This is a genomic window from Ancylomarina longa (assembly GCF_003996985.1).
Taxonomy (GTDB): domain Bacteria; phylum Bacteroidota; class Bacteroidia; order Bacteroidales; family Marinifilaceae; genus Ancylomarina_A; species Ancylomarina_A longa.
On sequence record NZ_RJJX01000002.1, the window covers coordinates 152211 to 177495 of the forward strand.

The window sequence follows — 25285 nt, forward strand, 5'->3', positions numbered from 1 at the left end:
GCGTATTTTAATTATTTTTCGCCACCTTCTTTATTCTCCAATTTTGTTTTCAAAGCAGCTAACTCAGATATATCACCTAAGGTAGTCTTTTCTAGTGAATCTTTCACTTTTTTAACACCTTTTTTAGTGGTTTTTGCTACCTCTTTTTTCTTAGCTGTTTCTTCAGCTTTCTTCACATCTTCGAAAGTTCTGGAGTGAGAAAGAATAATTCTTTTAGCAGCCTTAGAGAATTCAATAACTTTGAAAGATAATTTCTCATCTATTTTTGCAGGAGTACCATCTTCTTTCACCAAATGACGTGGAGTTGCGAAACCTTCAACGCCATAAGGTAATGCTATTACAGCGCCTTTTTCAAATACTTCTACAATAGTTCCTTCATGAACAGAATCTGTTGTAAAGATAGTTTCAAATACATCCCATGGATTTTCTTCCAACTGTTTGTGCCCTAAGCTCAATCTTCTGTTGTCTTTATCAATTTCTAATACAACAACTTCAATATCAGCGCCAATCTGAGTAAATTCAGCTGGATGTTTTACTTTCTTAGTCCAAGAAAGATCAGAAATATGAATCAAACCATCAACACCTTCTTCGATTTCAACAAACACACCAAAGTTTGTGAAATTACGAACTTTAGCAGTATGCTTAGAGTTAACAGCATATTTAGATTCGATTCCATCCCATGGATCTGTTTTCAATTGCTTGATACCAAGAGACATCTTTCTCTCTTCGCGATCCAAAGTTAAAATTTGAGCTTCTACTTCATCTCCAACTTTCATGAAATCCTGAGCAGATCTCAAGTGTTGTGACCAAGACATCTCTGATACGTGAATTAAACCTTCAACACCAGCAGCAATTTCAACGAAAGCACCATAATCGGCCATAACAACAACTCTACCTTTAACGTTGTCTCCAACCTTCATTTCAGTATCAAGAGCATCCCATGGATGTGGAGTTAATTGTTTCAATCCAAGAGCAATACGTTTTTTATCATCGTCAAAATCAAGAATAACAACATTCAATTTCTGATCAAGCTCAACGATTTCACTTGGGTGACTCACTCTACCCCATGATAAATCAGTAATGTGAATCAAACCGTCAACACCACCCAAATCGATGAATACACCGTAAGAAGTAATGTTCTTAACTGTTCCTTCCAATACCTGACCTTTCTCAAGCTTAGCGATAATTTCTTTTTTCTGTTGTTCCAATTCAGCTTCGATAAGTGCTTTGTGAGAAACAACAACATTTTTGAATTCATGGTTGATTTTCACAACTTTGAATTCCATAGTTTTTCCAACGAATACATCGTAATCGCGGATAGGCTTCACATCAATTTGAGATCCTGGCAAGAAAGCCTCGATTCCAAATACATCAACGATCATACCACCTTTAGTACGACATTTGATATAACCTTTAATAATTTCATCGTTTTCAAGTGCAGAGTTCACACGATCCCATGAACGTAATGCACGAGCTTTTTTGTGAGAAAGAACTAACTGTCCTTTTTTGTCTTCCTGACTTTCCACATATACTTCTACAGTATCACCAACAGTTAATTCAGTATTATACCTGAATTCATTTAAGCTTACGATACCATCTGATTTGTAACCAATATTGATTACAACTTCTCTTTTATTCATAGAAATAACTGTACCATCAATTACTTCTTTTTCTGCAACTGTAGATAAGGTTTTATCATACATTGCTTCTAATTCGGTTCTGTTTTCACCTGAAAAACCTTCTTCACTAGTGAATGCATCCCAATCAAATTCTGCGTCAGCAACAGAATTATCTACTTTTTTGTTTTCTTCAATCATGTTAAATTACTGATTAATTAATAAATTAGACATTATATAATTTCAAATTCGGCACAAAAATATACAATTATTCCGAAGAAAGTTTAAGTTACGACTTTTTTTTCTTAAACCTCTTCAAATTATCTCCTGAAAACCTACAAGAAATCCCTGAAAACAAAGATTCACACAAGAAAATACCTCCTTCTAATAATACTTTAATCTGACTCTAAATATCTCCCAAAAAGAACTGCTTAAAAGTTAAATAAGATTATTCTAATTTAAATCACTATCTATCCAAAACCAAACTATTTTTATACAGTTCTTTTAATTTGAATAATCTCACTTAACTTTGCATCCGAAAAAAAACAGGAGGATTGTTAGTCTTAGCTTCAATATTTAAACTAGTCTAACTAAAATAATTAACGATTAATAAAATGAGCATAGAAAAAGAATTACAAACACGTAGTGGTTCCGTATGTGAATTGTGTGGCGCGACTGATTCCTTAATAGCCTATCCCGTTACTCCATCTAATGGTACTGCAGATCAAAATATCTTGATTTGCAATGTTTGTCAGGAGCAAATAGAAAATCCAGACAAAATGGAAGTCAACCATTGGCGTTGTTTAAATGATAGCATGTGGAGTACTGTTCCTGCTGTTCAGGTAATGGCATGGCGCATGCTAAACCAACTACGTGCAGAAGGTTGGCCTCAGGATTTACTTGATATGCTTTATCTGGATGAGGAAACCTTGAAATGGGCGAAATCTGGTAACGAAGAAGAAACCACGGAAGAAGAGATAAAGCATCTTGACAGCAATGGAGTAGAATTAAGTACTGGCGATTCTGTTGTTTTAATCAAAGATTTAAATGTAAAAGGTGGAGGCTTCACTGCAAAACGAGGAACCGCTGTTCGCAATATTCATCTGGTTAATGATAATCCAGAACACATCGAAGGGCGTGTAGAAGGACAACAAATTGTTATACTTACTAAATTTGTAAAGAAAACAAACTAAAGATGTTTTTAAAATTTAGAGAGAGGAACTCAGTATTGGATTCCTCTTTTTGCACTCCATTTCTAAATTAATGCTTAAAACCACATCAAATTAAAATTCTAAAGTAATTTATTTAGAAATCAGTTCTGTACATTTCAATTTCCCAACGTATCCTCAAGCCATAATTAGGCTGACATGCCAAATTGTAAATCTTCCTGAAATTTTGAATTGAATTAAAAACTTCAGACTAGTTTCCCTGTGTCATAATTCCTCAAAATTTAAAAATCCACTTCAACAGCAGAAATAATTAGAAAAAGGAAGACGTAAAAAAATGATTATATTTACCAATCTATTATACGTGGAATAATAAATACTCCAAACAAATTGCTTTCGAACATTAACCAAAAACGATAACCGTCTCCCGGCTAATCCGAGAGGTTTTAACATACATGAAAAAAGCTATTAGTAAGACTTCCCAATCCCAAGAAGATAACTATTCCGGTGGCTTCCATGTAATAACTAAAAATAAAATTACAAACACATGAAACGAATTTTAGTAACTGGTGGAGCAGGTTTTATAGGTTCACATCTTTGCGGACGTCTCCTAAAAGAAGGAAATGACGTAATCTGCCTGGATAATTACTTCACTGGTTCAAAAAGAAATATTGCACATTTATTAGACAATCCATATTTCGAGTTAGTACGACACGATGTTACAGCTCCATATTTTGCAGAAGTAGATCAGATATACAACTTAGCCTGTCCTGCATCACCTATTCATTATCAATTCAATCCCATTAAAACTACCAAAACATCTGTCATGGGTGCCATTAATATGCTTGGCTTAGCCAAACGTGTTAAGGCAAAAATATTACAAGCTTCAACGAGTGAAGTTTATGGTGATCCGGAAATTCATCCACAAACAGAAAACTATTGGGGTAATGTTAATCCTATTGGAATACGTTCCTGCTATGATGAAGGAAAACGTTGTGCAGAAACACTATTTATGGATTACCACAATCAAAATAATGTAGACATCAAAATTGTACGCATCTTTAATACCTATGGACCGCACATGCATCCCAATGATGGTAGGGTTGTCTCTAATTTTATAGTACAATGTCTGAAGGGGGAGGATATTACCATTTTTGGTGATGGTTCTCAGACCCGAAGTTTTCAATATGTTGATGATTTACTGGAAGGTATGTCCAGAATGATGATATCAAGAGATGGGTTCGTTGGCCCGGTTAACATCGGAAATCCAAATGAATTCACCATTCTCGAATTAGCTAAAAAGATAATTGAACTTACCAACTCCAATTCAAAAATCATTAATCAGCCTTTACCTAAAGATGATCCTACTCAAAGACAACCAAATATTAATCTAGCAAAAAAGGAATTAAATAATTGGGAGCCAAAAGTTCAGCTTCATGAAGGATTAATAAAAACGATTTCTTATTTTGAAGACTTACTTTCGAACACGAAGTGGTAGAAAAGATGTAATATTTCAAATGGATTTAATCATTCCTAATCTATATTGTTGATTTCAATAAAAACCAGTACTTATGAAAGGAATAATACTTGCCGGTGGATCCGGTACAAGACTGTACCCTATTACAAAAAGTATCTCTAAACAAATAATCCCCGTTTACGACAAGCCAATGATTTATTATCCATTATCGGTACTCATGCTTGCTGGTATTAGAGAAATATTAATTATTTCCACGCCAAAAGACATCCACCTATATAAAGATCTTTTTGGTAGTGGAAATCAATATGGTTTAGATATATCCTATGTGGAGCAACCGTCTCCAGATGGTTTAGCACAAGCATTCCTATTAGGAGAAGAATTTATAGGTGATAGTCCTGTTTGTATGATTCTGGGAGACAATCTATACTATGGATATGAGTTTAGCAAACAATTGGAAGAGTCAGCAAAAATGACAGAAGGAGCTTTAGTTTTTGGATACCATGTAAAAGATCCAGAAAGATATGGTGTTGCTGAGTTCAATAAAGATGGCTTAGTTATTAGTTTAGAAGAAAAACCCAAAAATCCTAAATCAAACTATGCGGTTACAGGGCTTTATTTCTATGGTAATGATGTCGTTAAAAAAGCAAAATCATTAAAACCATCCAAGCGAGGTGAATTAGAAATTACAGACCTTAACATGTTGTATCTCAAAGAAAATAAATTAAATCTAAAAGTTTTAGGACGAGGTATTGCCTGGCTGGATACAGGAACTCATGATAGCATGTTGCAGGCATCAAACTATATTGCAACAATAGAGCAGCGACAAGGATTAAAGGTGGCTTGCATCGAGGAAATTGCATACCGAAATGGATTTATTACTCGTGAACAATTACTGGATCTGGCTAAACCCCTTCTTAAAAATCAATACGGAGATTACCTTATGGCTATAGCCAATGAAAATCTCCTTTAAACAAGTATCTAAATGGAAATTATAAAGACGGAAATTCCTGATCTTCTTATTATACAACCTAAAGTATTTGAAGATGAAAGAGGATATTTTTTTGAAAGTTACAATGAAAATAAATTTAGAGAACTAGGTATACAGCTTCAATTTGTTCAGGATAATGAATCAAAATCCAACTATGGCGTAATTAGAGGATTACATTACCAATTGGCTCCATATTCTCAAACAAAACTAGTCCGCGTTATCAGTGGAAAAGTGTTTGACGTAGCTGTTGATTTAAGACTTGGATCACCAACCTATGGAAAATGGCAGGGGGTTGAATTATCGGCAGAAAATAAAATTCAATTTCTAATTCCTAAAGGTTTTGCTCATGGATTTTCAGTTCTAAGTGATTCTGCAACCTTTATCTATAAGTGTGATGCAGTATATAATCCAGAGGCTGAACGTGGAATTAATTATAATGATCCCTTTTTGAACATTGACTGGAGAATTAGTCCCCAAAACGAAAATATCTCTTCAAAAGATAAGGCTTCCCCTAATTTTAAGGACGCTGAAACAAATTTTAAATTTGTCAAATAATAACTTCATGATAAATTTATTAGTAACAGGTAGCAATGGACAGTTAGGTCGTGAAATCAGAGATTTATCTTCAGAATACGATTCCTTTCATTTTTTCTTTACAGATATTGAAGAACTTGATATCACAAATAAAACAGCCTTACAATCCTATATAGAAGGAAAAGATATTCGTTATTTGATAAACTGTGCCGCTTATACCAATGTAGATCAAGCCGAAGAGAATGAAGATACTGCTCAACTGATAAATGCCGTAGCTGTTAAAAATCTTGCTGAGCTTGCATCTAACAATAACATTATCCCAATTCACATTTCGACAGACTATGTGTTTTCTGGTGAGAATTTCAAACCATATACCGAAACCGATTCAACAAATCCGCAAGGAAGTTATGGGAGAACAAAATTGCAAGGCGAAGAATTGCTTAAAGAAACAACTCCAAATCATATAATTATAAGAACCTCATGGCTCTATTCTCCCTTTGGCAAAAACTTTCTAAAAACTATGATTCAATTGGGTAAAAATAAAACTGAATTAGAAGTCATTGCTGATCAGATAGGAACTCCAACCTATGCCTATGATTTAGCAAAGAGCATTCTCAAAATAATTTCACATATCGAAAAAGACAATAATTTTAAGGATTACGGCACCTACCATTTTTCCAATGAAGGTGTTTGTAGTTGGTATGATTTTGCTCAGGAAATTCAATTAAGTGCTGGAAATAAGTGCAAAATAAGTGCTATCGAAAGTAAAGATTTTCATTGTCTTGCAAAAAGACCGCATTATAGTGTCTTGAATAAATCAAAAATTAAACATATTTTTGATCTGGAAATCCCTCATTGGAGAACCAGTATGAAGCATTGCATTCATCGAATGAATAATTAACCAGAATAAACCAACAAAATGAATAAGACGGAAATCTTAAAAACAGTAAAAGAAAAAGCAAATATATGGCTTGAAGGCAACTACGATCAGGCCACAAAAAATGCTGTTAAAGAATTATTGGAACAAGAGGACAATACCAATCTCATTGATTCTTTTTATAAAGATCTTGAATTTGGAACCGGTGGTTTACGTGGCAAGATGGGGCCTGGAACCAACAGAATGAATATATACACTGTTGGAGCTGCCACACAAGGCCTTGCCAATTATTTAAATAAGACTTTTGCAGGCAAAAATCAAATTTCGGTTTGTATTGGATATGATTGTCGTAACAATAGCAAATTATTCTCAGACACAGTAGCCAATATATTCTCTGCCAATGGTATCAAAGCTTATATTTTTGAGGATTTGCGACCAACTCCCGAAATGTCTTTTGCCATTCGTCATCTTGGTTGTCAATCCGGAGTTATTATTACGGCATCGCACAATCCTAAAGAATATAATGGCTATAAAGCCTACTGGGAAGATGGTTCCCAGTTGATTCCTCCTCATGATAAAAATGTTATCACAGAAGTAAAGTCGGTAAAAGTAGAGGAAATCAAATTTGAAGGAAACTCTGATTTAATCGAAGTTCTAGGATCTGAAATGGATCAGCTATATCTGGATACGGTAAAAACGCTGAGTCTGTCACCAGAGGCAATTAAAAATCAAAAAGATTTAAAAATTGTATTTACACCACTTCATGGAACAACTGTAAAATTAGTTCCTGCATCCTTGAAAAACTACGGTTTCGAAAATATTATTCATATTCCGGAACAAGATGTTGTTGATGGTAATTTTCCAACTGTATGGTCTGCAAATCCTGAAGAACCGGAAGCCTTAAAAATGGCAATTGACAAAGCCGAAGCAATTGATGCTGATTTGGTAATGGCTTGTGATCCTGACGGGGACCGTTTAGGTATATCCGTAAAGAATGACAAAGAAGAATGGGAAATTATTAATGGAAACCAAACAGCACTAATATTTACCTATTATCTTATTAAACGCAGACGAGAGCTGGGACTACTTACCGGCAACGACTACGTTGTAAAAACCATCGTAACAACAGAACTTTTTAAAGAAGTTGCCGAAAAGAACAACGTTCAATGCTTTGATGCTTACACCGGTTTTAAATGGATTGCCGATATCGTTCGTAAAAATCAGGATAAAAACTACATAGGTGGTGGCGAAGAATCATTTGGATACATGCCAGGCGATTTCACCCGAGATAAAGATGCAGTTTCCTCTTGTAGTATTATGGCCGAAATTGCTGCCTGGGCTAAAGATCAAGACAAAAATTTATTTGACATTCTAAAGGAAATCTATATAGAGTATGGATACTCCAAAGAAAAGATGATATATATTGTTAGAGAAGGATTGGAAGGTTCTCAGGAAATCAACCAAATGATGCACGATTATCGATTCAACACTCCTTCGGAAATTAATGGATCGGCTATGGTTTTGATTAAAGATTATACAACCAGAAAAGCGGCTAATCCGATTACTGGAGAAACAACTGATCTTGATTTTGAAACTACGGCAGATGTACTTCAGTTTTATTTAGAAGACGGTACTAAAATTTCAGTACGCCCTTCTGGTACGGAACCTAAAATAAAATATTATTTTGAGGTTCGTGAAGAATTAAAATCATTAGAAGATTTTTATGCGACGGAAGATCGAGCAAATAAAAAAATCGAAGGAATTGTTCGTTCCTTAAAATTAAACTGATATTTTTAGGGTAGCAAATGCTACCCTACACTTTTTTACTTATGATGACTACTAGAACCATCCTATCTGTTGACGACTCACCTATTAACAATAAATTAATAGAAGCCTATTTTAGAAAAGAGTACAATGTTATCTCTAAAGAGAGTGGACATCAAGCACTCGAATGGTTGGAGGATAACATTCCTGATGTTATTCTTTTAGATATCATGATGCCAGTTATGGACGGAATTGAAGTTCTGGAACAAATTCAGGCAACCGAACGTCTCAAAGAGATTCCTGTAATAATGGTTACTGCAAAAACCGAAATGGAAAGTATTAAGGCTACATTAAATCTTGGTGCACAAGATTACGTGAAGAAACCAATTGATTTTACCGAACTCCAAACAAAGGTTCTTATTGCCTTTCAAATTAACGAACAAAAACAAGAAATTAGCAAATATAAATCCTACTACGATATTCATCAAGGTATGATTCATGCTCAAAGAATTCAAAAATCCATTTTACCTGATGCAGAGAATTTCAGACGGTTATTCTCAAAATCATTTATTATCAACTTGCCAAAACATGTAGTTAGTGGTGATTTTTATTGGATCCAACAGGGCTACAATAAAAAAAGTATAGCTTTATTTGATTGTACAGGACATGGCGTTCCTGCTGCTATGCTTACCGTAATGGGGCTAATGGAATTACACACCTTATCTCAAAATGGTAACGAAATAGAAATTGACACTATTTTCCCCTTACTAAGTCAAAAATTCAGTCAAGTCCTGAATACATCCGGAGATACCTATACCCAATATAATGGCATGGATGGAGTATTTTGTTCTATCTACCCTAAGAAAAATATTTTGGAGTTTGCCGGTGCCAAACGTTCTTTAGTTTTGATTCGAAAAAATGCTCCTTCTCTTAAGGTTGACAATGATATTATAACCCCAAAAGATAGCAATCAGGATTATTCCTTATTTGAAATTCAAGGAGATCGTAATTCTATTGGCAAAGAATCCGAATTTCTGGAATTTACTACCAGAAAAATTGAATTAAATACTGGAGATAGGATATTCCTTTACTCCGATGGAATTACAGATCAATTGGGTGGAGAGCAGCAGAAAAGACTTAAAAGAAAACAATTCTTCAATAAATTACTTGATGTCCAAAATAAGTCTATCAATTTACAAAAATCGGATATCTTCACCTGGTTTGAAAATTGGAAACACAATAATGAACAAACAGACGACATTCTGGTTATTGGAATTGAAATCTAATTATTGTCTGCTTCATTAGGAAAAAAATCTTTATTAAAATTAACCAAGTACAATTGCTCTGTGGCTCTGGTAACAGCAGTATATAACCAACGATAATACTCTCTATTCAATAGTTCATCTGTAAGATATCCCTGATCCACAAAAACAGCCTTCCATTGTCCTCCCTGAGCTTTATGGCAGGTAACTGCATATGCAAATTTTACTTGTAAGGCATTAAAGAACTTATTATTTCTTACTTTCTCAAACCTCTTTTTTTTATTTCGAATATCAGAATAATCTTCGGCAACAGTAAAAAACAGTTTTTTATTTTCTTCTCTTCCCAAGGCTGCCGATTCAATGTTTAGGGTATCCAACATGATAAGAGTATCCATCTCGATATCCTTATAATCCGGAAAACGGATAGTCACTTCCGCATATCTAAACCCGTAAATAGTGGTGTATTTATGAATTCTTACAATCTCAACAATATCTCCATTGGCAATGAAATCGACATCTTCAATATCATGAGCCCAGTAGTAATTATTTTTCACCACCATCAAATAATCACCATTTGAGATTTCCTCCTCCCTATAAAGAACAGAATTTCTAATTCCTTGATTATAGCGATTCGCCCTTTTATTAGATCTACTGATAATCATTGTTTCTTCGAGTCCATATTTATCATGTGCAGAAGAAATTTCATCAATCAGCTCGCCCCCATTAATTTTCGAAACATCTGGAAAATGCTCTGTATTTAAGAAAGGATAGCCAGTAGTGTTCCCGGCAAGCATGCTTCTGAGAATTGTGGCATTCATTAATATTCCCGACTCCTTATTCTGACGAACAACTTGTGTTAAAGTTACCTCCTCCACATTTAAATTGTACGATCCTTCCAATTCAGATGCATCCAAGGCAGGACTAACATCCAGCCCCACAGGAGGCAGCTGGGCGGAATCACCGATAAGTATTAAGCGGCAGTTTTTGCCAGAGAATACGAATTCGATTAAGTCATCTAGCAAACACCCCGAACCAAAAATTGAAGCTTCCAAAGAATAATTTGATATCATGGAAGCCTCATCTACAATGAAAATTGTGTTATTATGCAAATTTCTATCAAGAGCAAACACTCCCATTTCATCAGTGAGCGATTTTTGTCGGTATATCTTTTTATGAACTGTATAAGCCGTTTTGTGGGAATAATGAGAAAGCACTTTTGCAGCACGGCCTGTTGGTGCCAACAAGACCGAAGTAATCTTCATATCTGAAAGTGTAGAAACAAGTGCACTTACTAAACTCGTTTTACCAGTTCCTGCATATCCTTTTAAAAGAAACAAACTCGTCTCATTAATTCGAGTTACATAATCTGCTAATAAATCAATTGCCTCTCGCTGATCAGCTGTAGGTTCGAATTTTAAATTCTCCTGAATCTTATCAGCGATATGATTTTTTAGCATTTCTTTTAATTTTAATAGATATAAAAATAGTCAAATAGATTTTTTTTTTAAATTTGCAGACAAACTTACACAAACTAATAAGAATAGAAATGAAAAAAGCCTTTCAAATTTTACTTGCCATAGCAATTGTTGCACTTGCTTTCTTTAGCTATCAAAGCATTAACAAGCCTATCAAATTTGGTAAAATAAAAAAGCAAAGATATGAACGAATTATCACCCAACTTAAAGATATTCGTAGAGCAGAAGTTGCATACAAAGAAGTAAATGGCAAATACACTGGAAGTTTCGATACTTTAATCAGTTTTATCAAAACAGATTCAATGCCTTTAGTTAAGTCTATTGGCTCATTGACTGATGAGCAAGTGGAAGCTGGAATGACAGAAAAAGAAGCTGTAAAAAAAGGTCTCATAACACGTGATACGATTATGATTTCCGCTCTTGATACTGTTTTTGGTAAGAAATATCCAATTGAGAAATTAAGATATGTGCCATTTACCAAAGGTAAACATCAGTTTAAATTGGGTGCAGGTGTTTTTGTAACAGGTTCTAAAGTTAAAGTTCAGGTTTTTGAAGCAAGAGTATCTAATATGATAATTTTTGAAGATGTACGAGATGATTACAATAATGAACTTTTGGAAGAAAATGGTAATCGTATTCGTATAAACAAATTCCCTGGATTAATGGTTGGTTCTCTTGAAGAAGCTAATAACAACGCTGGTAACTGGGAGTAATTTAGAAAATATCTATGGACGACTTTGTATTTGTTGACTCATCATTTGATCAAAACAAAACAAAAGAATATAATCTATCCATCCAGCTTGGTCTGGATGGATTTTCTTTTTCTATACTGGATAGCAATAAAAATTGTATATCCTTAAATGCTTATACTCCCTTTCAAGATAAATCGGATTCAGATCCTATTAATTCTTTTAAGGAGAATTTAAGAAATAGTACCATTCTCAACCTTCCCTTTCAAAAAGTAAGTGTTCTTTGGATTTCGCAAGAATCAATATTGATTCCATCGGAATTTTTCTCTCCTGAATTTGCTCATGAGAGTTACCAACTTTGCCATTCGCTGGATAAAAGTGAGAAATTAGTCTGGAATAAAATGAAAGAATTAGATTCCTGGTCTGTGTTTTCTATTCCGGAAGCCTTCAAGGATCTACTGGAATCTCATTATTCGAATATTTCACTATTACATCACACTTTTCCTTTTTTGAATACCTCCCTATCACAAAGCAAATTGGAAAACCAGCCAAATGTTTTCGTAAATGTTCAAAAAGATTTTTTCCATTTAATTATTCCAAATCCGAATAGAAAGCATTTCATTAACAATTTTGCCTATAAAGAGGATACCGATTTGGCTTATTATATTTTAAATATATACAAGCAACAAAAGCTGAATAATGAAAAAAGCAAGCTTATATTGGATGGCATTATACAGGAGGATAGTAAAGTCATCCAACTGTTAAGAAAATACCTGGGACAAGTTGAAGTGAGAAACCTGCCATCCGATCTAAGGATGAAAGACGATATTCCGCAAAAGGAATACAACCAATTTATTAATCTCTTAAATTTATCCATGTGCGAATAGTAAGTGGAACACATAAAGGGCGAAGAATACATCCGGATAAAAATTTTAAGGCTCGTCCAACAACCGATTTTGCAAAAGAAAACCTCTTTAATGTACTCCATAATCTAGTCGATTTTGAAGATCTTATTGTCTTAGATTTATTTGGTGGTACAGGAGGAATCAGCTATGAATTTGCCTCCAGAGGAGCCAAAAGCGTAATATGTGTAGAATTGGATCATAAACATTTTTTATTTATTCAAAAAACAATTGGGGAACTTGAATTGGATCAAATTCTGCCAATCCGATCCAATGTTTTTAGATTTTTAAAAACATGCCATCAAAAATTTGATATGATTTTTGCAGATCCTCCCTACGATTTGAAAGACTTGGAAAGTATTCCTGATTTGATAATCGAGAAGGATTTATTAAATGCAGAGGGAATATTAATTGTAGAACATTCCTCTAAAAATGATTTCTCCAATCACCCCTCTTTTATGGAAAAAAGGACTTATGGAAGTGTGAATTTTAGTTTCTTTCAATGTTCAGCAAAAAAAGAATAGTAAACAGGAATTAATTACTTGATTTCTCACTTTTGTAACACGCTCAAAACCGCTATTTTACTGACTTAAGCATGATTATTTGTTAAAAAATTGAATGTAAATATTGCAAGTCAAAAAACTTGCATTATCTTTGCATCGCTATCAAAAAAAATGGTCTGGTAGTTCAGTTGGTTAGAATACATGCCTGTCACGCATGGGGTCGCGAGTTCGAGTCTCGTCCAGACCGCTAAAAGCAAATAAGTTCTTTACAATATTTTGGTCCGGTAGTTCAGTTGGTTAGAATACATGCCTGTCACGCATGGGGTCGCGAGTTCGAGTCTCGTCCGGACCGCCAAAAACATTAGTTTTTTTACATTTTTGGTTTGGTAGTTCAGTTGGTTAGAATACATGCCTGTCACGCATGGGGTCGCGAGTTCGAGTCTCGTCCAGACCGCCAAAAACATTAAGTTCTTTACAATATTTTGGTCCGGTAGTTCAGTTGGTTAGAATACATGCCTGTCACGCATGGGGTCGCGAGTTCGAGTCTCGTCCGGACCGCCAAAAACATTAGTTTTTTTTTACATTTTTTGGTTTGGTAGTTCAGTTGGTTAGAATACATGCCTGTCACGCATGGGGTCGCGAGTTCGAGTCTCGTCCAGACCGCCAAAAAATAGAAGCCTTTGATTCTCTGGAATCGAAGGCTTTTTTGGTTGAATAAGTTTGCACAAACGACCGAATGATTTCAAGAGAAGAAATTCCAGCCTGCCTCCCCGATCCTACCAAAACACCATACAGACCAATCGAAATTCCTCTCTGCCTTCCCTCCCATTCATCAAAAATGAAATCGATATTATTTCGTATATTCATTTACTAAAATATTTAAATTACACCTTATGCAACAATTATTTAACGCACTATGGAAGGAATACACCCTTCAGAATCCTACCGCGCAGGTCATACACGACTTATTTATTCAAGAAAACGAATTGGTTGTCAACGATCATGTTGCTTTCCGAACCTTCGACGATGTAAAGATGAATATCAAAGTACTTGCAAAAAAGTTTCTGGAACTGGGATATGAATATCGGGGAGAATATAAATTCGAAGACAAGCACTTGAATGCTGTTCATTTAGAGCATCCAGGCATTACCGATGCTCCCCGGGTATTTATTTCGGAATTGATTCTCTCGGAATTCTCAACGGGTTTTCAGGAAATTATCCGGAAGCATCTCAATTCTGTTAGTGATGATGTGTATGCTGATAAGGATCTTATCCATAAAGGCAATGTATGGGGAAAACCTTCCTATAAGACCTTTCAATTATTGCGGAAAGAATCGGAATATGCTGCATGGCTCTATTTACACGGTTTTAGGGTAAATCATTTTACGGTGAGTATTAATGCGCTTCAAAAATACGATACCATCGAAAAGGTGAATCAGTTTATAAAGGATAGCAGACACGAAATGAATACTTCGGGGGGAGAAATTAAAGGAACTCCTGAAAAGCTCTTACAGCAGTCCTCTACCCTCTCAGAAATCATTCAGATGGAATTTACAGAAGGAGTTTTTGAAGTTCCTGCATGCTTCTATGAATTTGCCATCCGTTATCCGGATAAAACCGGAAAGCTTTTCTCTGGTTTTATCGCCGCCAATGCGAATAAAATATTTGATAGCACTAATTTTAGGGAGTAATAGGATTGGTAATATTCATGCAAAAAAAGCCTTCGATTCTTATGATTCGAAGGCTTTACTATTTTGGAGCACAGAGGAGTAAATACGGATAATAAGCCCCATTTGCAGATCAACACCTACTCATCGCTTTCTTGCAAACCGCTCCTAGTTCTATTTATTAGGCAAAGTAGTTTTATATTTCTAAGCCTTGACAGTAAGCATTTAATCCCATTTTACCTACACTTGCTAATAATATTGCTACGGCTGGAGCTAAGAGAGTCGCAGTAAATCCTAAAGTAGCACCTAAAGCTGCAGAAATTATTGCTATATATGTTGATTTTATAATTGGTGATTCTGCACCTAGTTTCTTTCTATACTCCTCATAATCGGGATGTCCACAAATAAACTTTCCAAATTCTACTTTAAATCTTTCAAAAAATGGTTTTGTGTCTCTATTACTTTCACCTCCAAACGGAACATTGTTTGACGGTCCATTCGATGTTATCCACTTTTCAGCAGCTTCTTCTTCACCATAACTTTCAATCAAGGCTTCAATACTATTTCTCTGATATGCTTTAAGTTCTGAAAGCCATTCATTAAGTTCTATCTTTTCTATTTCTTTCATAACATTTCTGATATATATTCTGCTGATATACAATGTGTAGTTTGATGTAACTCCTGTGGATTTATTCCCCCTAAAGAGATTCCTCCACCTTGCATAGGTGCATAAGCCCCTATTAAAACACCAACAATTTGTTGTGACCTGTTTGAAAATATCAAACCACCAGATTGACCAGGTCTAGATTGAGAATTTATAACTCCGTGTTTAGATTTTATAGTACTAGAATCGAGTAATACTTTTGCTCCAAGTTCAGCTTTCTGAAATGTCAGAACTCTTCTTCCTGCAACACAATGGGGGAAACTAAATATTCCCAATTCTTCACCTATTTCGACATTATCGAATGAACCCAAGGTTGGTAAATTACCAGAAAACTGAATGTCAGCTTTTAATATACATAAATCTTTAAGTGGGTCAATTTCAAGAACTTCTACGGGTACAGGTTGACACCGAGTATCTGTTGTGTCTTGGTAGTCATTAATATTTCTGATATGTGGCATTAAAACCACTAGTCTTGTAGAATCTCCACCAACAACGTGTTTCGTTGTAACTATCTTTCCGTCATTTGATATGATGAATCCTGTACCTAACATTCCTACACCATTTTCTGTAATTCTCCCGACTGTAACTACTATTTGAGTAAATAAATTCATATAATTTTATTTTAAATTGCGTACGATTCTTCTATTTTGCCAACTCCTAAATAAACACCACAGCGTATATTTCTTTTATCTATTCATAAAAAGTGTTTATCTGCCAACTCAAATTTAAAATAGCTCTTAGCAAAGAGACAAGACCTACGAGCCTTGTCTCTACTTCACTTTTGTTTAATTTAAATTTATGACTTATTCCACTTCGCTGTTGACTTCTTCATCGGGTACAGCTTTGCTTCTGCGAGTCCTGATTTTTGTATTTACCAGATCGATGTAGTGCATAATTTTGATGTAGGTATCTCCATAAACATCTGGCTGATTGTAGGCCAAAATATCCAAATATGGTAGAAGTTTGGTGTTGAGAATATCAAGGATTTCTTTTTTCACATTATTAGAAGGCACCACTTGCTCCTTCAATGCTTTTACTTCCTGACCTTTTCGGTAGATAGTTTGCAGCTTAGTGTGAGCTATTTTTGTTTGTTCGTAGCTTTCTGCCACACCGTACAATTCACTCATGGCAGCCTGAAATATATCATCATCCAAATCATCGAAAAGCGATAAAGCCTGGGTCATTTGTTCCTCGTATCCCAATTTATACATGTAGGGATTATTTGCTTCTATTTTACTCCAAATTTTATTTGCTTTTTCAACTTTATTCTGGTCGGACAGATGTCTATTTGCATCAACAAACTTTTTAAAACAGATCAATCTGCTATCAAAAATATCATCTAAAGCTGAAATCTCAGAAGTAAATTCCGACTTCTTTTCTACTCCAATGGAGTGTAGGAGTACTTTTCCTCTGTCGCTTAGTCTTGTTGATATTCCGGTTAAATTTGAATCAGCACTTAAATCTTGCTGATTTAGTACTGATAAGCAATTGCTATAAGTGTCATATACTTCATTTGCAGTGCAATTACTCAATAATTTTGTATCCATTGTAATTCGGGTTAAAGGGTTTATAGTAATTTTAGAATCCGAATTTAAAAAATAATATTTAATTATGAAATTTTTTTTGAGTGAAATATTAAAATTTATGAATAAATAAAGTTGGCAGAATTGGCAGGTCAAAATGAACACAGAATTTATTATCTTAGTAAATTTTTATCTGAAATAAAGAGAGAATTTATATTCAAAACTCTGATCAGAAGTAAATCATCTGAAAAATATATTGTGAAACTCAGTTTAGAAGAAATTTTACTGGAAAAAGTATTGTTATTCTAAGATTTCAGCTAAAATCCCTTAAAAATCGTCTCAGAAAGTCAGATTTGAGGAATATTCAATAAAAAAGGAATTAAGAAACCCGGATTTCAGAAAAATCAACGGAAAAACAGCTTGTGAAACTTAGATCATAAAAATATTCGCTGAAAAAAGTATTGTGAAACTCAGTTCAGAAGAAAATTCAATTTTTAAAGTATTGTTACGCTAAGATTTCAGCTAAAGTCCCTTAAAAATCGTCTCAGAAAGTGAGATCAGAAGAAAATTTAATGGAAAAAGTATTAAGAAACTCAGATTTAAAGAAAATCTGAGACAGTATCAAAGCCCGGGAAATCGGCTTAATATTTCGGCTCTAACACTCGTAAAGATCTTTATAAAAAAAGCTCTGTAAAAATACGGAGCTTTAGAAAGTATAGGTATTCCGAAGGAATCGGAAAAGCGTTTAATCTATTTTATAAATTTGTTGTATTCCCAAGCTTCAATATCCGTAAAGCTCCTTTCACAACAATTAAAAAAACAATTGATCCTATAATCAAATCGGGATATTTTGATTGAGTGAGTAAGACTAACACCCCTGCTAGAATAACTCCTGTATTAATGATAACATCATTTGATGTAAAAATCATACTTGCCTGCATATGGGCTTCTTTGCTTTTTGATTTTTGCAACAAATACAAACAAGCTGAATTAGCAATAAGTGCTAAAATAGATATTCCAATCATTATGCGGTAATCAGGCATTGCTTCAGAAGCAATAAATCGTCTGAGAATTTCTATCATTCCCAAAAGAGCAAGAGATAACTGAAAATAACCGCTTAAACGGGCTACTTTCTTTTTACGAATAACAGTTGAACCAACGGCCCAAATACTTAAGCCATAAACAAACGAATCGGCTAACATGTCGAGAGAATCGGCAACTAAACCCATTGATCGGGAAAAAAAGCCTGTCGTTATTTCAATTACGAAAAAAGCGAAATTGATGATCAATACCGACCAAAGTAATTTTGATTGAACAGCTGTACTTTCCATCTCAACTTCACTTTCTTCAATTGTTGAGATATTTAATAGCTTCGCTCCTAAATTCAGGTCTTCCAAACGTGCTTGTATTTCCAGATTTTCTTTGGAATGAAAAACCTCGAGCGTTCTGTTTTCAATATCAAAATCGAGCTTTTTAATAACCGGCATACCATCTAGTTTCATCCGAATTATATTTTCTTCGGATGGACAGTCCATTTTAGAAATAATAAAAACACTTTTATACATTTTCAATTACTCTTTTTATTTTTTGTTGGACTTCGATAGCAATATCTGCTAATTTTTCATTCTCAACAGCCTGCATCGAAGCCATAGGATCAACCGCAGCAATTTCTGTTTGAGTTTCTGAAATTTGCTGAACGATAACATTACATGGCAACATTACACCGATTCTATTTTCGGTCTGTAATGCTTGATAGGCGAAGGAAGGATTGCATGCACCAAGAATTTTATAAGGCTTAAAATTTACATCCAATTTCTTTTTTAGAGTGGACTGAACGTCGATTTCCGTTAAAACTCCGAATCCTTCTTTTTTAAGTTCTTCTGTTACCCTTTCAACCGCTTTATTAAAAGAGTAATTTGTTGTTTTTTCGAAATAGTATTTCATAAGCTTTGTTTTATGTGAATAATATAAACTGCAAGTTGCCCAACAGATCAGACAACTTGCAATGAGTCTATTTTTTATTTGTTCCGTTCGCGTTACCAGTTTTAACGCGAAAAACCTTTTCTACATCTGAAATATAAATCAGTCCGTCACCAGGATTTAGAGTACTTCCATATTCAGAAATAATCTTTACAATACCATCCACCTGTTCTTTTTCAACAACTAATTCTAATTTAACAACGGGACTATCGGTAACAGAAAATTTTTGTGATACAAATGCATTTTCATCCTGTAATTTTCCTGTTCCTTCGGCAGAAGAAAGGGTTATATTTTCGAAACCAGCATTCTTTAATTGAGAAACGATTTCATTCACTTTATTTGGTCTTACAACTGCTTTTATCTCTTTCATAATACATGTTTTTTTTTGCACTTTACTACACTTGAATTTTTAATATCAAATTATAAGTATGCTATAATAAAATATTTATTCTTCGCCAGTTTCTCCTTTATTCATATCAGCCAAAAGATAATAAGCTGCATTCAATACAATTTCCGAATTATTAGGTAATGAGTCAACAAGACGTACTTCTGTATACCCTTCCTCCTTTAAGCCGGTAATTACCTCTACCATGCGAAAAGCCATTTCGGTAAGCTCATTGTCTTTCTCATCAACTTTGCTTTCATGCTTAGCTGTTTCAAGAGCTTTATTATCCAATACAAAAACAAACGACTTTGTTCCTTCATTAACAATAGCATCATTGGGTAATGTGCGGGTATAATTTTTATCGGTATGAATATGTCCTGAGATATACATTCCAGGTATCAAATCAGATGTTTTCTCATTGATCCTTGCATGAATATGAACTGCTCTTGAGTTTTCCTCAAATTCTTTTCCTATTGCAAATATTGTAGCTGTTAATTCTTCTTCGGGGCGATTAGCAACATTAAAATGCACTTTTTGCCCTTCTTTGATACGATGAACATCTTGCTCGTAAACCATAAAATCTGCATGAATTGCATCGTTATTGGTTATTTCAAATAGTATATCCTTTGCATCAACATAAGTTCCAATTTTAATATTTACTTCGTTGATAAAACCATTAATAGGTGATTTAATACTTACCGTATTTGAAATTTCTCCCTTTTCAACTTTTTGTGGTGACAAATTCAACAATTGCAAACGTGATTTTAGTCCTTCGTATTTAGCCTTAACGGTATTATATTCCGACTTTGTTTTTTGATAATCTCTTCCGGAACCCACATTATTATCGAATAGCTCTTTCTGACGTTTATACTCTTCGGTCAGGAATTCAAGCTTACTCGATATTTCTGCAAAGTCTTCCTGTAAGGCAATGTAGTCGGGATGTTCGAGGGTAGCAAGTTGTTGTCCCTTTATTACTTTATCACCGTGGAATACATTAATTGTTTTTACATTACCTCCAATAATAGCTGTAACATCGGCACTATTTTCAGGCGGTACTTCCAGTTGTCCATTTGACTTTACGGTTGTAGTTAAATTACGCATTTGAAAAGCACCCAATTTTAAATCCAAAGCTTTAAGTTGATTGGCATTTAGAATTACCACCCCTTCAATACCTTGTTTTTCATGCTCTTCAATTTCCTGATTCTCTTTTTTTTCTGAATTACACGACAACAATGTAATGGCCATGATAAATACTAAATATATTTTTGTTTTCATTTTTATATGATTTTTCGATTATTTACCTGTTAAATATTTCAACTGAGCAGATAATTGAAAATATTCTGCCTGCTGTTTTAAAAATTCCTTTTTTGTATTAATTGCCGTCTCTATATTTTGAATAAACTGAACGTAGTCGATACTTCCCAGTTGATATGCAAGTCTGGAAGCTGTAATTTGTTCCTCAACCAAAGGCAATGCTTCTTTTTGATAATAATCGAGCACTTCCATTAAGGTTAGATAGCGGCTAATTTGTTGCTTATATCCGGCTTTTAAAGCCAAACGCTTCTGTTCATATTCCTTACCTGCAATCTGGTAATTTAATTTACCAGCCTTCGTTTTTCCCTTTTGTGAAAAAAACACCATAGGAATAGAGATACCTGCTTGCCATCCATAAAACCCGGAGTTTCCATCAATAGATTGTTTTTTATACTCTAAGTTTATTTTAGGTAAAAAATTAGATCTTTCGGTTTTCCATTCCGATTTAGCTACACTTATGCCATTTGAATAATACGCTAAAATTGGGCTTATAGTTAGGGAATCGGCAACCAAAGGCACATTAAAAAGCTTACTTCCTGTGCTTTGTAAATCTATATCAAAAGAATTGGGCAACATCAGATACTGATTAAGAATTTCCAATGTAGCCAAGTAATTGCTTTTTGTTTTTTTAATGCTTACCTGCAATTCTTTATACTTTGCAGATGCCGAAAGATATTCTAATTTAGACGTCTGCTGGGTTTTATACCGTAATTTGGCCGCTTTTAGAAAATTAGCATACAGGCTATCGAGCTGTTTATATAATAACCATTGTTGTTTGGCATAAACCGCATGATACCATGCCATGCTAACATCACGAACCAAGGTAAAGCCGGTCAGATTTTGTTTTGAAACAGCTTGTTGAACACGAGCATTAGCTAATTTATTTTTAGCCGGAATACCAAATATATCAATATCTGTTTGTTCGATACCTATTTGGTTATAAACACCAGGTTGATTGTTTCCGACTTCTTCTTTTCCGGTATAAACCGAAGTTTTTCCCAAGTCATAGGCTGTTGCTTTAAGTGCTCTTTGCCTGTCAACTTCCATTTGAGCGGCCTGAATTGCCGGATAGTTTTTTTGTGCTTTATCAATAACCTGTTTCAATGTTAAAATTGAATCTTGAGCTTTCAAACTCCCTGAAAAACCAATACTCCCAATAACTAGTGCCATGACTACTAAAGTTTTATTTGGAACAGGAATTTTCAATTTGATCTTACCAGATTCAACCCATCGGTACAGAACAGGAAGAACAAGGAGTGTAAGCAGAGAAGACGTAAACATTCCCCCAATTACTACAGTAGCCAAAGGACGTTGCACTTCTGCTCCTGCCGATGTTGAAATTGCCATGGGTAAAAATCCTAACATATCAACTACCGCTGTTAAAATTATAGGACGAAGACGTCGAACCGACCCTTTTTTAATTATATCGGAAAGTCCAAGTTTACCTTCTTTTTTTAGTTCGTTAAAACCACTTACCAAAACGAGTCCATTGAGTACAGCCACTCCAAAAAGTACGATAAATCCGACTCCTGCAGAAATACTAAAGTGCATATCCCGCATATACAGCGATAAAATACCTCCAATAGCAGCAAAAGGTACTGCAATATATATCATAAGAGTCTGCTTAAATGACTTAACAGCAAAAAACACCAACATAAAAATCAATGCCAGGGCGAGTGGAACTACAAGTGAAAGTCTTTTGGAAGCCCTTTCTAGATTTTCAAAAGCACCTCCGTATCTGATGTAATATCCCGGTGGTAATTTTAGTTTGGCATCTAAGGTTTGTTGAATTTCATTTACTAAGGATTTAATATCCCTTCCTTCCACATTAATTCCAACATATGTGCGTCTATTAGTATTGTCGCGGCTAATCTGCATCGGTCCCGGCTGATAACTGATATCTGCCACTTCTTTAATAGGAATTTGGTTACCATCAGGTAGGTCAACATAAAGATTGCGGATATCATTAATACTTTTACGATGCTCATCATCTAAACGCACTACAAGATCAAATACTTTTTCACCTTCATAAATAACACCTGCTACCCCTCCACTAAATGCGGTTTCAATTATAGTATTCAGGTCATTAATTTTTAAATTATATCTAGCTAATTTATTTCGATTATAATGAATGGTTATTTGAGGTAAACCTTGTGTTGCCTCTGCTTTAACTCCTGCTATACCATCAATCCCAACAATAAGTTTTGAAATCTCCTGTGCTTTGGCTGCTAAAACATTCAAATCATCCCCATAAAGTTTAATCGCAATATCTTCACGAATCCCCGTTAACAACTCATTAAAACGCATTTCAATGGGCTGGGTAAATTCATAATTAATTCCAGGAAGCACACTAATTTTTTCACGTACTTTATCAATTAATTCGTCCTTAGTTTTAGCTTTTGTCCATTGTCCCTGAGGTTTTAAAATCACAAAAATATCTGCAATATCCATGGGCATAGGGTCAACAGGAAGATCAGCAACTCCAATCCTACTTTGAATACTTTCAATTTCATCAGGAAAATTCTCCAGTACTATTTGCTCCAATCGCGTGGAAGATTTTGTTGCCTCGGCTAAAGAGGTTCCCGGTTTGAGAAAAGCTTGAAAAGCAAAGTCACCTTCATCGAGTTGAGGTATAAATTCGGCACCCATTTTTGTTGAGACGAATCCTCCCAAAGCTAAAAGTATCAATGCTGAAGCAATTACTATTCTTGCATGTTTTAATGCCCAGCCAATAAGCTTATAGTGTCCATTCTCTAACTTACCTATAACTTTCTCACCAAAAGATTTTTTTATACTTTTTGGGGGACTTAAAAAAATCGAAGCCATCATCGGAATATAAGTCAAGCATAAAATAATCACTCCCAACATGGCAAAACCAAAAGTCATTGCCATAGGAATAAACATTTTACCTTCAACCCCCTGTAAGGCTAATACCGGAACAAAAACAATTAAAATAATTATTTGGCCAAAAAAGGCAGAATTCATCATTTTACTTGCTGAGCTAAAAGCTAATTCATTCCGCTTTGAAGCTGGCAGTTTAGTACCAATAAACTCTTTTTTATGCAGATAATATATCATTCCTTCAATGATAATTATTGCCCCGTCAACAAGTATTCCAAAGTCAATAGATCCTAAACTCATCAAATTTGCCCATACACCAAATACACGCATCATGATAAAAGCAAAAAGCAATGCCAGCGGAATAGTAGAAGCAACAATTAGCCCTCCTCTGAAATTACCTAAGAAAATAACTAACACAAAAATTACTATTAATGCTCCCAACGAAAGGTTTTCGGCAACAGTCGATGTCGTTTTCTTTATTAATTTGCTACGATCCAGAAAGGATTTTATACTTACTCCTTCAGGTAATGATTTTTCAATTAATGCCATTCGCTCCTTTACGGATTTAATTACTTCATTAGAGTTATCGCCTTTTAGCATCATTACAATACCACCTACAGCTTCTCCTTTTCCATTTTTAGTAAATGCACCGTAACGAACAAAATTACCATATCTTACCTCAGCAACATCTCTCACAAATACCGGCTGACCATTACGATTTGATACCAAAGTATTTTTTATATCCTCTAACGAACGCATTAATCCTTCGCCCCTGATAAAATTGGCCTGATGATTTTTTTCGATATAAGCCCCGCCTGTATTTTGATTATTGGCTTCAAGAGCATCAAAAATATCGGTGATGGTTAAGTCCATGCTACGAAGTTTTTCAGGATTTACAGCCACTTCGTATTGTTTACCACGTCCACCAAATGAGTTTACCTCCACAACACCTGGCAGCATTGCCATCTGGCGTTTTACTATCCATTCCTGCATTGTACGGAGTTCCATATCATCGTAAACTTTATCGTATTTGGGATCTACTTCAAGAGTATATTGATAAATTTCGCCCAATCCTGTGCTAATGGGTGCCATAAACGGTTCCCCAAATCCTTTCGGAATTTTCTCCTTTACTTCGGCTAATGCCTCGCTTACCAATTGCCGGGGTAAGTATGTGCCGGCTTTCTCTTCAAAAACTATAGTTACAACAGATAGCCCAAAACGTGAGACACTTCGTATTTCGATTACATCAGGCAAATTTGCCACAGCAAGCTCCACCTGATAAGTAACAAACTGCTCAATATCTTCGGTACCCAAATTTGGAGCCACGGTAATCACTTGTACCTGATTATTTGTGATATCTGGCAAAGCATCAATAGGCACCTTGCTCATGGAATATATTCCACCTATAATCAGACCAATGGTCATCAGCCAGATCAGTGCCTTATTCTTTATTGAAAAGGATATTATTTTATTTATCATTTCATATCTGTTTTATTTGTTTGAAATTTGGTTTTATACCAAATGAATATCAAAATGCTAAAATAAATTCGAAGCATTTTTTGTGTTATACAATCTTCAAATTTTCAGTATAGCCTAAGCGTACTTATAATTTTAAGTGATGGAAAACCGAAAAAGACAATGAATTTATCCTGCGCTTT

At 34.7% G+C, this 25285-nt stretch carries 21 protein-coding genes and 5 tRNA genes; 16 read left to right on the plus strand and 10 right to left on the minus strand.

All coding sequences use genetic code 11. The features are described 5' to 3' along the window. Window positions 1-11: 11 nt before the first annotated feature. Window positions 12-1817: a 30S ribosomal protein S1 gene (gene rpsA, locus DLK05_RS02730; RefSeq protein ID WP_127342452.1), complete on the minus strand. Its 1806-nt coding sequence runs from the start codon at window positions 1815-1817 to the stop codon at window positions 12-14. Between the two features lie 413 nt (window positions 1818-2230). Here rpsA and DLK05_RS02735 point away from each other — a divergent pair, with 413 nt between their 5' ends. The 7 genes from DLK05_RS02735 (at window position 2231) to DLK05_RS02765 (ending at window position 9708) form a co-directional block, all read left to right on the plus strand. After that, window positions 2231-2809, plus strand: coding sequence for a PhnA domain-containing protein (locus tag DLK05_RS02735; RefSeq protein WP_127342453.1), 579 nt, complete (start codon window positions 2231-2233; stop codon window positions 2807-2809). A 520-nt stretch (window positions 2810-3329) separates the two neighbouring features. Then, on the plus strand, window positions 3330-4280 hold the full coding sequence (locus tag DLK05_RS02740) for a UDP-glucuronic acid decarboxylase family protein (protein WP_127342454.1): 951 nt from the start codon (window positions 3330-3332) through the stop codon (window positions 4278-4280). Window positions 4281-4353: 73 nt separating this feature from the next. Next, window positions 4354-5229 carry a glucose-1-phosphate thymidylyltransferase RfbA gene (rfbA, locus tag DLK05_RS02745; RefSeq protein WP_127342455.1) on the plus strand — a complete coding sequence of 292 codons (876 nt, stop codon included), beginning with the start codon at window positions 4354-4356 and terminating at the stop codon, window positions 5227-5229. Between the two features lie 12 nt (window positions 5230-5241). After that, a complete protein-coding gene (gene rfbC / locus DLK05_RS02750) occupies window positions 5242-5802 on the plus strand; it encodes a dTDP-4-dehydrorhamnose 3,5-epimerase (RefSeq protein ID WP_127342456.1) in 561 nt (186 codons plus the stop codon). 7 nt (window positions 5803-5809) lie between these two features. After that, on the plus strand, window positions 5810-6682 hold the full coding sequence (rfbD, locus tag DLK05_RS02755; protein WP_127342457.1) for a dTDP-4-dehydrorhamnose reductase: 873 nt from the start codon (window positions 5810-5812) through the stop codon (window positions 6680-6682). 18 nt (window positions 6683-6700) lie between these two features. Next, window positions 6701-8446, plus strand: a complete 1746-nt coding sequence (locus DLK05_RS02760; protein ID WP_127342458.1) for a phospho-sugar mutase — start codon at window positions 6701-6703, stop codon at window positions 8444-8446. Window positions 8447-8487: 41 nt separating this feature from the next. Continuing rightward, the gene (locus DLK05_RS02765) at window positions 8488-9708 is read left to right on the plus strand and encodes a response regulator (RefSeq protein ID WP_209319674.1); all 1221 of its coding nucleotides are present in this window, start codon (window positions 8488-8490) and stop codon (window positions 9706-9708) included. Here the strand turns inward: DLK05_RS02765 and DLK05_RS02770 are convergent. After that, on the minus strand, window positions 9705-11141 hold the full coding sequence (locus DLK05_RS02770; protein WP_127342460.1) for an ATP-dependent DNA helicase: 1437 nt from the start codon (window positions 11139-11141) through the stop codon (window positions 9705-9707). The genes DLK05_RS02765 and DLK05_RS02770 overlap by 4 nt on opposite strands. A gap of 89 nt (window positions 11142-11230) precedes the next feature. Between DLK05_RS02770 and DLK05_RS02775 the strand changes: the two genes are divergently transcribed. The 9 genes from DLK05_RS02775 (at window position 11231) to DLK05_RS02815 (ending at window position 14944) form a co-directional block, all read left to right on the plus strand. Next, window positions 11231-11872: a hypothetical protein gene (locus tag DLK05_RS02775; protein ID WP_127342461.1), complete on the plus strand. Its 642-nt coding sequence runs from the start codon at window positions 11231-11233 to the stop codon at window positions 11870-11872. A 14-nt stretch (window positions 11873-11886) separates the two neighbouring features. Next, window positions 11887-12735, plus strand: coding sequence for a DUF3822 family protein (locus DLK05_RS02780; protein ID WP_127342462.1), 849 nt, complete (start codon window positions 11887-11889; stop codon window positions 12733-12735). Further along, window positions 12726-13274 (plus strand): RsmD family RNA methyltransferase, encoded by a 549-nt coding sequence (locus tag DLK05_RS02785; protein ID WP_127342463.1) that lies wholly within the window; start codon window positions 12726-12728, stop codon window positions 13272-13274. The genes DLK05_RS02780 and DLK05_RS02785 overlap by 10 nt, the downstream gene beginning before the upstream one ends. A 152-nt stretch (window positions 13275-13426) precedes the next feature. Then, window positions 13427-13500: transfer RNA gene (locus DLK05_RS02790), tRNA-Asp, on the plus strand. A gap of 31 nt (window positions 13501-13531) precedes the next feature. Further along, window positions 13532-13608, plus strand: a tRNA-Asp gene (locus DLK05_RS02795). A 25-nt stretch (window positions 13609-13633) separates the two neighbouring features. Continuing rightward, window positions 13634-13710, plus strand: a tRNA-Asp gene (locus DLK05_RS02800). 27 nt (window positions 13711-13737) lie between these two features. Continuing rightward, window positions 13738-13814, plus strand: a tRNA-Asp gene (locus tag DLK05_RS02805). A gap of 28 nt (window positions 13815-13842) precedes the next feature. Continuing rightward, window positions 13843-13919 (plus strand) — tRNA-Asp (locus tag DLK05_RS02810). Between the two features lie 227 nt (window positions 13920-14146). After that, a complete protein-coding gene (locus DLK05_RS02815) occupies window positions 14147-14944 on the plus strand; it encodes a DUF1338 domain-containing protein (protein ID WP_127342464.1) in 798 nt (265 codons plus the stop codon). Window positions 14945-15116: 172 nt separating this feature from the next. Here DLK05_RS02815 and DLK05_RS02820 read toward each other — a convergent pair whose 3' ends face one another. From DLK05_RS02820 to DLK05_RS02855, 8 genes are all read right to left on the minus strand, one after another. Next, entirely contained in the window at window positions 15117-15548 is a 432-nt protein-coding gene (locus tag DLK05_RS02820) for a hypothetical protein (RefSeq protein ID WP_127342465.1), read from the minus strand. Beyond that, on the minus strand, window positions 15545-16195 hold the full coding sequence (locus DLK05_RS02825; protein WP_127342466.1) for a S1 family peptidase: 651 nt from the start codon (window positions 16193-16195) through the stop codon (window positions 15545-15547). The genes DLK05_RS02820 and DLK05_RS02825 overlap by 4 nt, the downstream gene beginning before the upstream one ends. A gap of 192 nt (window positions 16196-16387) precedes the next feature. Further along, the gene (locus DLK05_RS02830; RefSeq protein ID WP_127342467.1) at window positions 16388-17131 is read right to left on the minus strand and encodes a DUF6261 family protein; all 744 of its coding nucleotides are present in this window, start codon (window positions 17129-17131) and stop codon (window positions 16388-16390) included. 731 nt (window positions 17132-17862) lie between these two features. Next, the gene (locus DLK05_RS02835) at window positions 17863-18672 is read right to left on the minus strand and encodes a cation efflux transmembrane domain-containing protein (protein ID WP_127342468.1); all 810 of its coding nucleotides are present in this window, start codon (window positions 18670-18672) and stop codon (window positions 17863-17865) included. Then, the gene (locus tag DLK05_RS02840) at window positions 18665-19051 is read right to left on the minus strand and encodes a DUF302 domain-containing protein (protein ID WP_127342469.1); all 387 of its coding nucleotides are present in this window, start codon (window positions 19049-19051) and stop codon (window positions 18665-18667) included. The genes DLK05_RS02835 and DLK05_RS02840 overlap by 8 nt, the downstream gene beginning before the upstream one ends. A gap of 67 nt (window positions 19052-19118) precedes the next feature. Then, window positions 19119-19457 (minus strand): P-II family nitrogen regulator, encoded by a 339-nt coding sequence (locus tag DLK05_RS02845; protein ID WP_127342470.1) that lies wholly within the window; start codon window positions 19455-19457, stop codon window positions 19119-19121. A gap of 75 nt (window positions 19458-19532) precedes the next feature. Next, on the minus strand, window positions 19533-20747 hold the full coding sequence (locus DLK05_RS02850) for an efflux RND transporter periplasmic adaptor subunit (RefSeq protein WP_127342471.1): 1215 nt from the start codon (window positions 20745-20747) through the stop codon (window positions 19533-19535). An 18-nt stretch (window positions 20748-20765) separates the two neighbouring features. Beyond that, window positions 20766-25106, minus strand: a complete 4341-nt coding sequence (locus DLK05_RS02855) for a CusA/CzcA family heavy metal efflux RND transporter (RefSeq protein WP_127342472.1) — start codon at window positions 25104-25106, stop codon at window positions 20766-20768. Window positions 25107-25285 lie beyond the last annotated feature (179 nt).

Coding starts and splice junctions, on each gene's coding strand:
- DLK05_RS02760 (WP_127342458.1), top strand. CDS start 6,701: ATGAATAAGACGGAAATCTTAAAAACAGTAAAAGAAAAAGCAAATATA.
- DLK05_RS02820 (WP_127342465.1), bottom strand. CDS start 15,548: ATGAAAGAAATAGAAAAGATAGAACTTAATGAATGGCTTTCAGAACTT.
- DLK05_RS02850 (WP_127342471.1), bottom strand. CDS start 20,747: ATGAAAACAAAAATATATTTAGTATTTATCATGGCCATTACATTGTTG.
- DLK05_RS02825 (WP_127342466.1), bottom strand. CDS start 16,195: ATGAATTTATTTACTCAAATAGTAGTTACAGTCGGGAGAATTACAGAA.
- DLK05_RS02845 (WP_127342470.1), bottom strand. CDS start 19,457: ATGAAAGAGATAAAAGCAGTTGTAAGACCAAATAAAGTGAATGAAATC.
- DLK05_RS02780 (WP_127342462.1), top strand. CDS start 11,887: ATGGACGACTTTGTATTTGTTGACTCATCATTTGATCAAAACAAAACA.
- rfbD (WP_127342457.1), top strand. CDS start 5,810: ATGATAAATTTATTAGTAACAGGTAGCAATGGACAGTTAGGTCGTGAA.
- DLK05_RS02775 (WP_127342461.1), top strand. CDS start 11,231: ATGAAAAAAGCCTTTCAAATTTTACTTGCCATAGCAATTGTTGCACTT.
- DLK05_RS02840 (WP_127342469.1), bottom strand. CDS start 19,051: ATGAAATACTATTTCGAAAAAACAACAAATTACTCTTTTAATAAAGCG.
- DLK05_RS02835 (WP_127342468.1), bottom strand. CDS start 18,672: ATGTATAAAAGTGTTTTTATTATTTCTAAAATGGACTGTCCATCCGAA.
- rfbC (WP_127342456.1), top strand. CDS start 5,242: ATGGAAATTATAAAGACGGAAATTCCTGATCTTCTTATTATACAACCT.
- DLK05_RS02740 (WP_127342454.1), top strand. CDS start 3,330: ATGAAACGAATTTTAGTAACTGGTGGAGCAGGTTTTATAGGTTCACAT.
- DLK05_RS02765 (WP_209319674.1), top strand. CDS start 8,488: ATGATGACTACTAGAACCATCCTATCTGTTGACGACTCACCTATTAAC.
- DLK05_RS02735 (WP_127342453.1), top strand. CDS start 2,231: ATGAGCATAGAAAAAGAATTACAAACACGTAGTGGTTCCGTATGTGAA.
- rpsA (WP_127342452.1), bottom strand. CDS start 1,817: ATGATTGAAGAAAACAAAAAAGTAGATAATTCTGTTGCTGACGCAGAA.
- DLK05_RS02830 (WP_127342467.1), bottom strand. CDS start 17,131: ATGGATACAAAATTATTGAGTAATTGCACTGCAAATGAAGTATATGAC.
- rfbA (WP_127342455.1), top strand. CDS start 4,354: ATGAAAGGAATAATACTTGCCGGTGGATCCGGTACAAGACTGTACCCT.
- DLK05_RS02855 (WP_127342472.1), bottom strand. CDS start 25,106: ATGATAAATAAAATAATATCCTTTTCAATAAAGAATAAGGCACTGATC.
- DLK05_RS02815 (WP_127342464.1), top strand. CDS start 14,147: ATGCAACAATTATTTAACGCACTATGGAAGGAATACACCCTTCAGAAT.
- DLK05_RS02770 (WP_127342460.1), bottom strand. CDS start 11,141: ATGCTAAAAAATCATATCGCTGATAAGATTCAGGAGAATTTAAAATTC.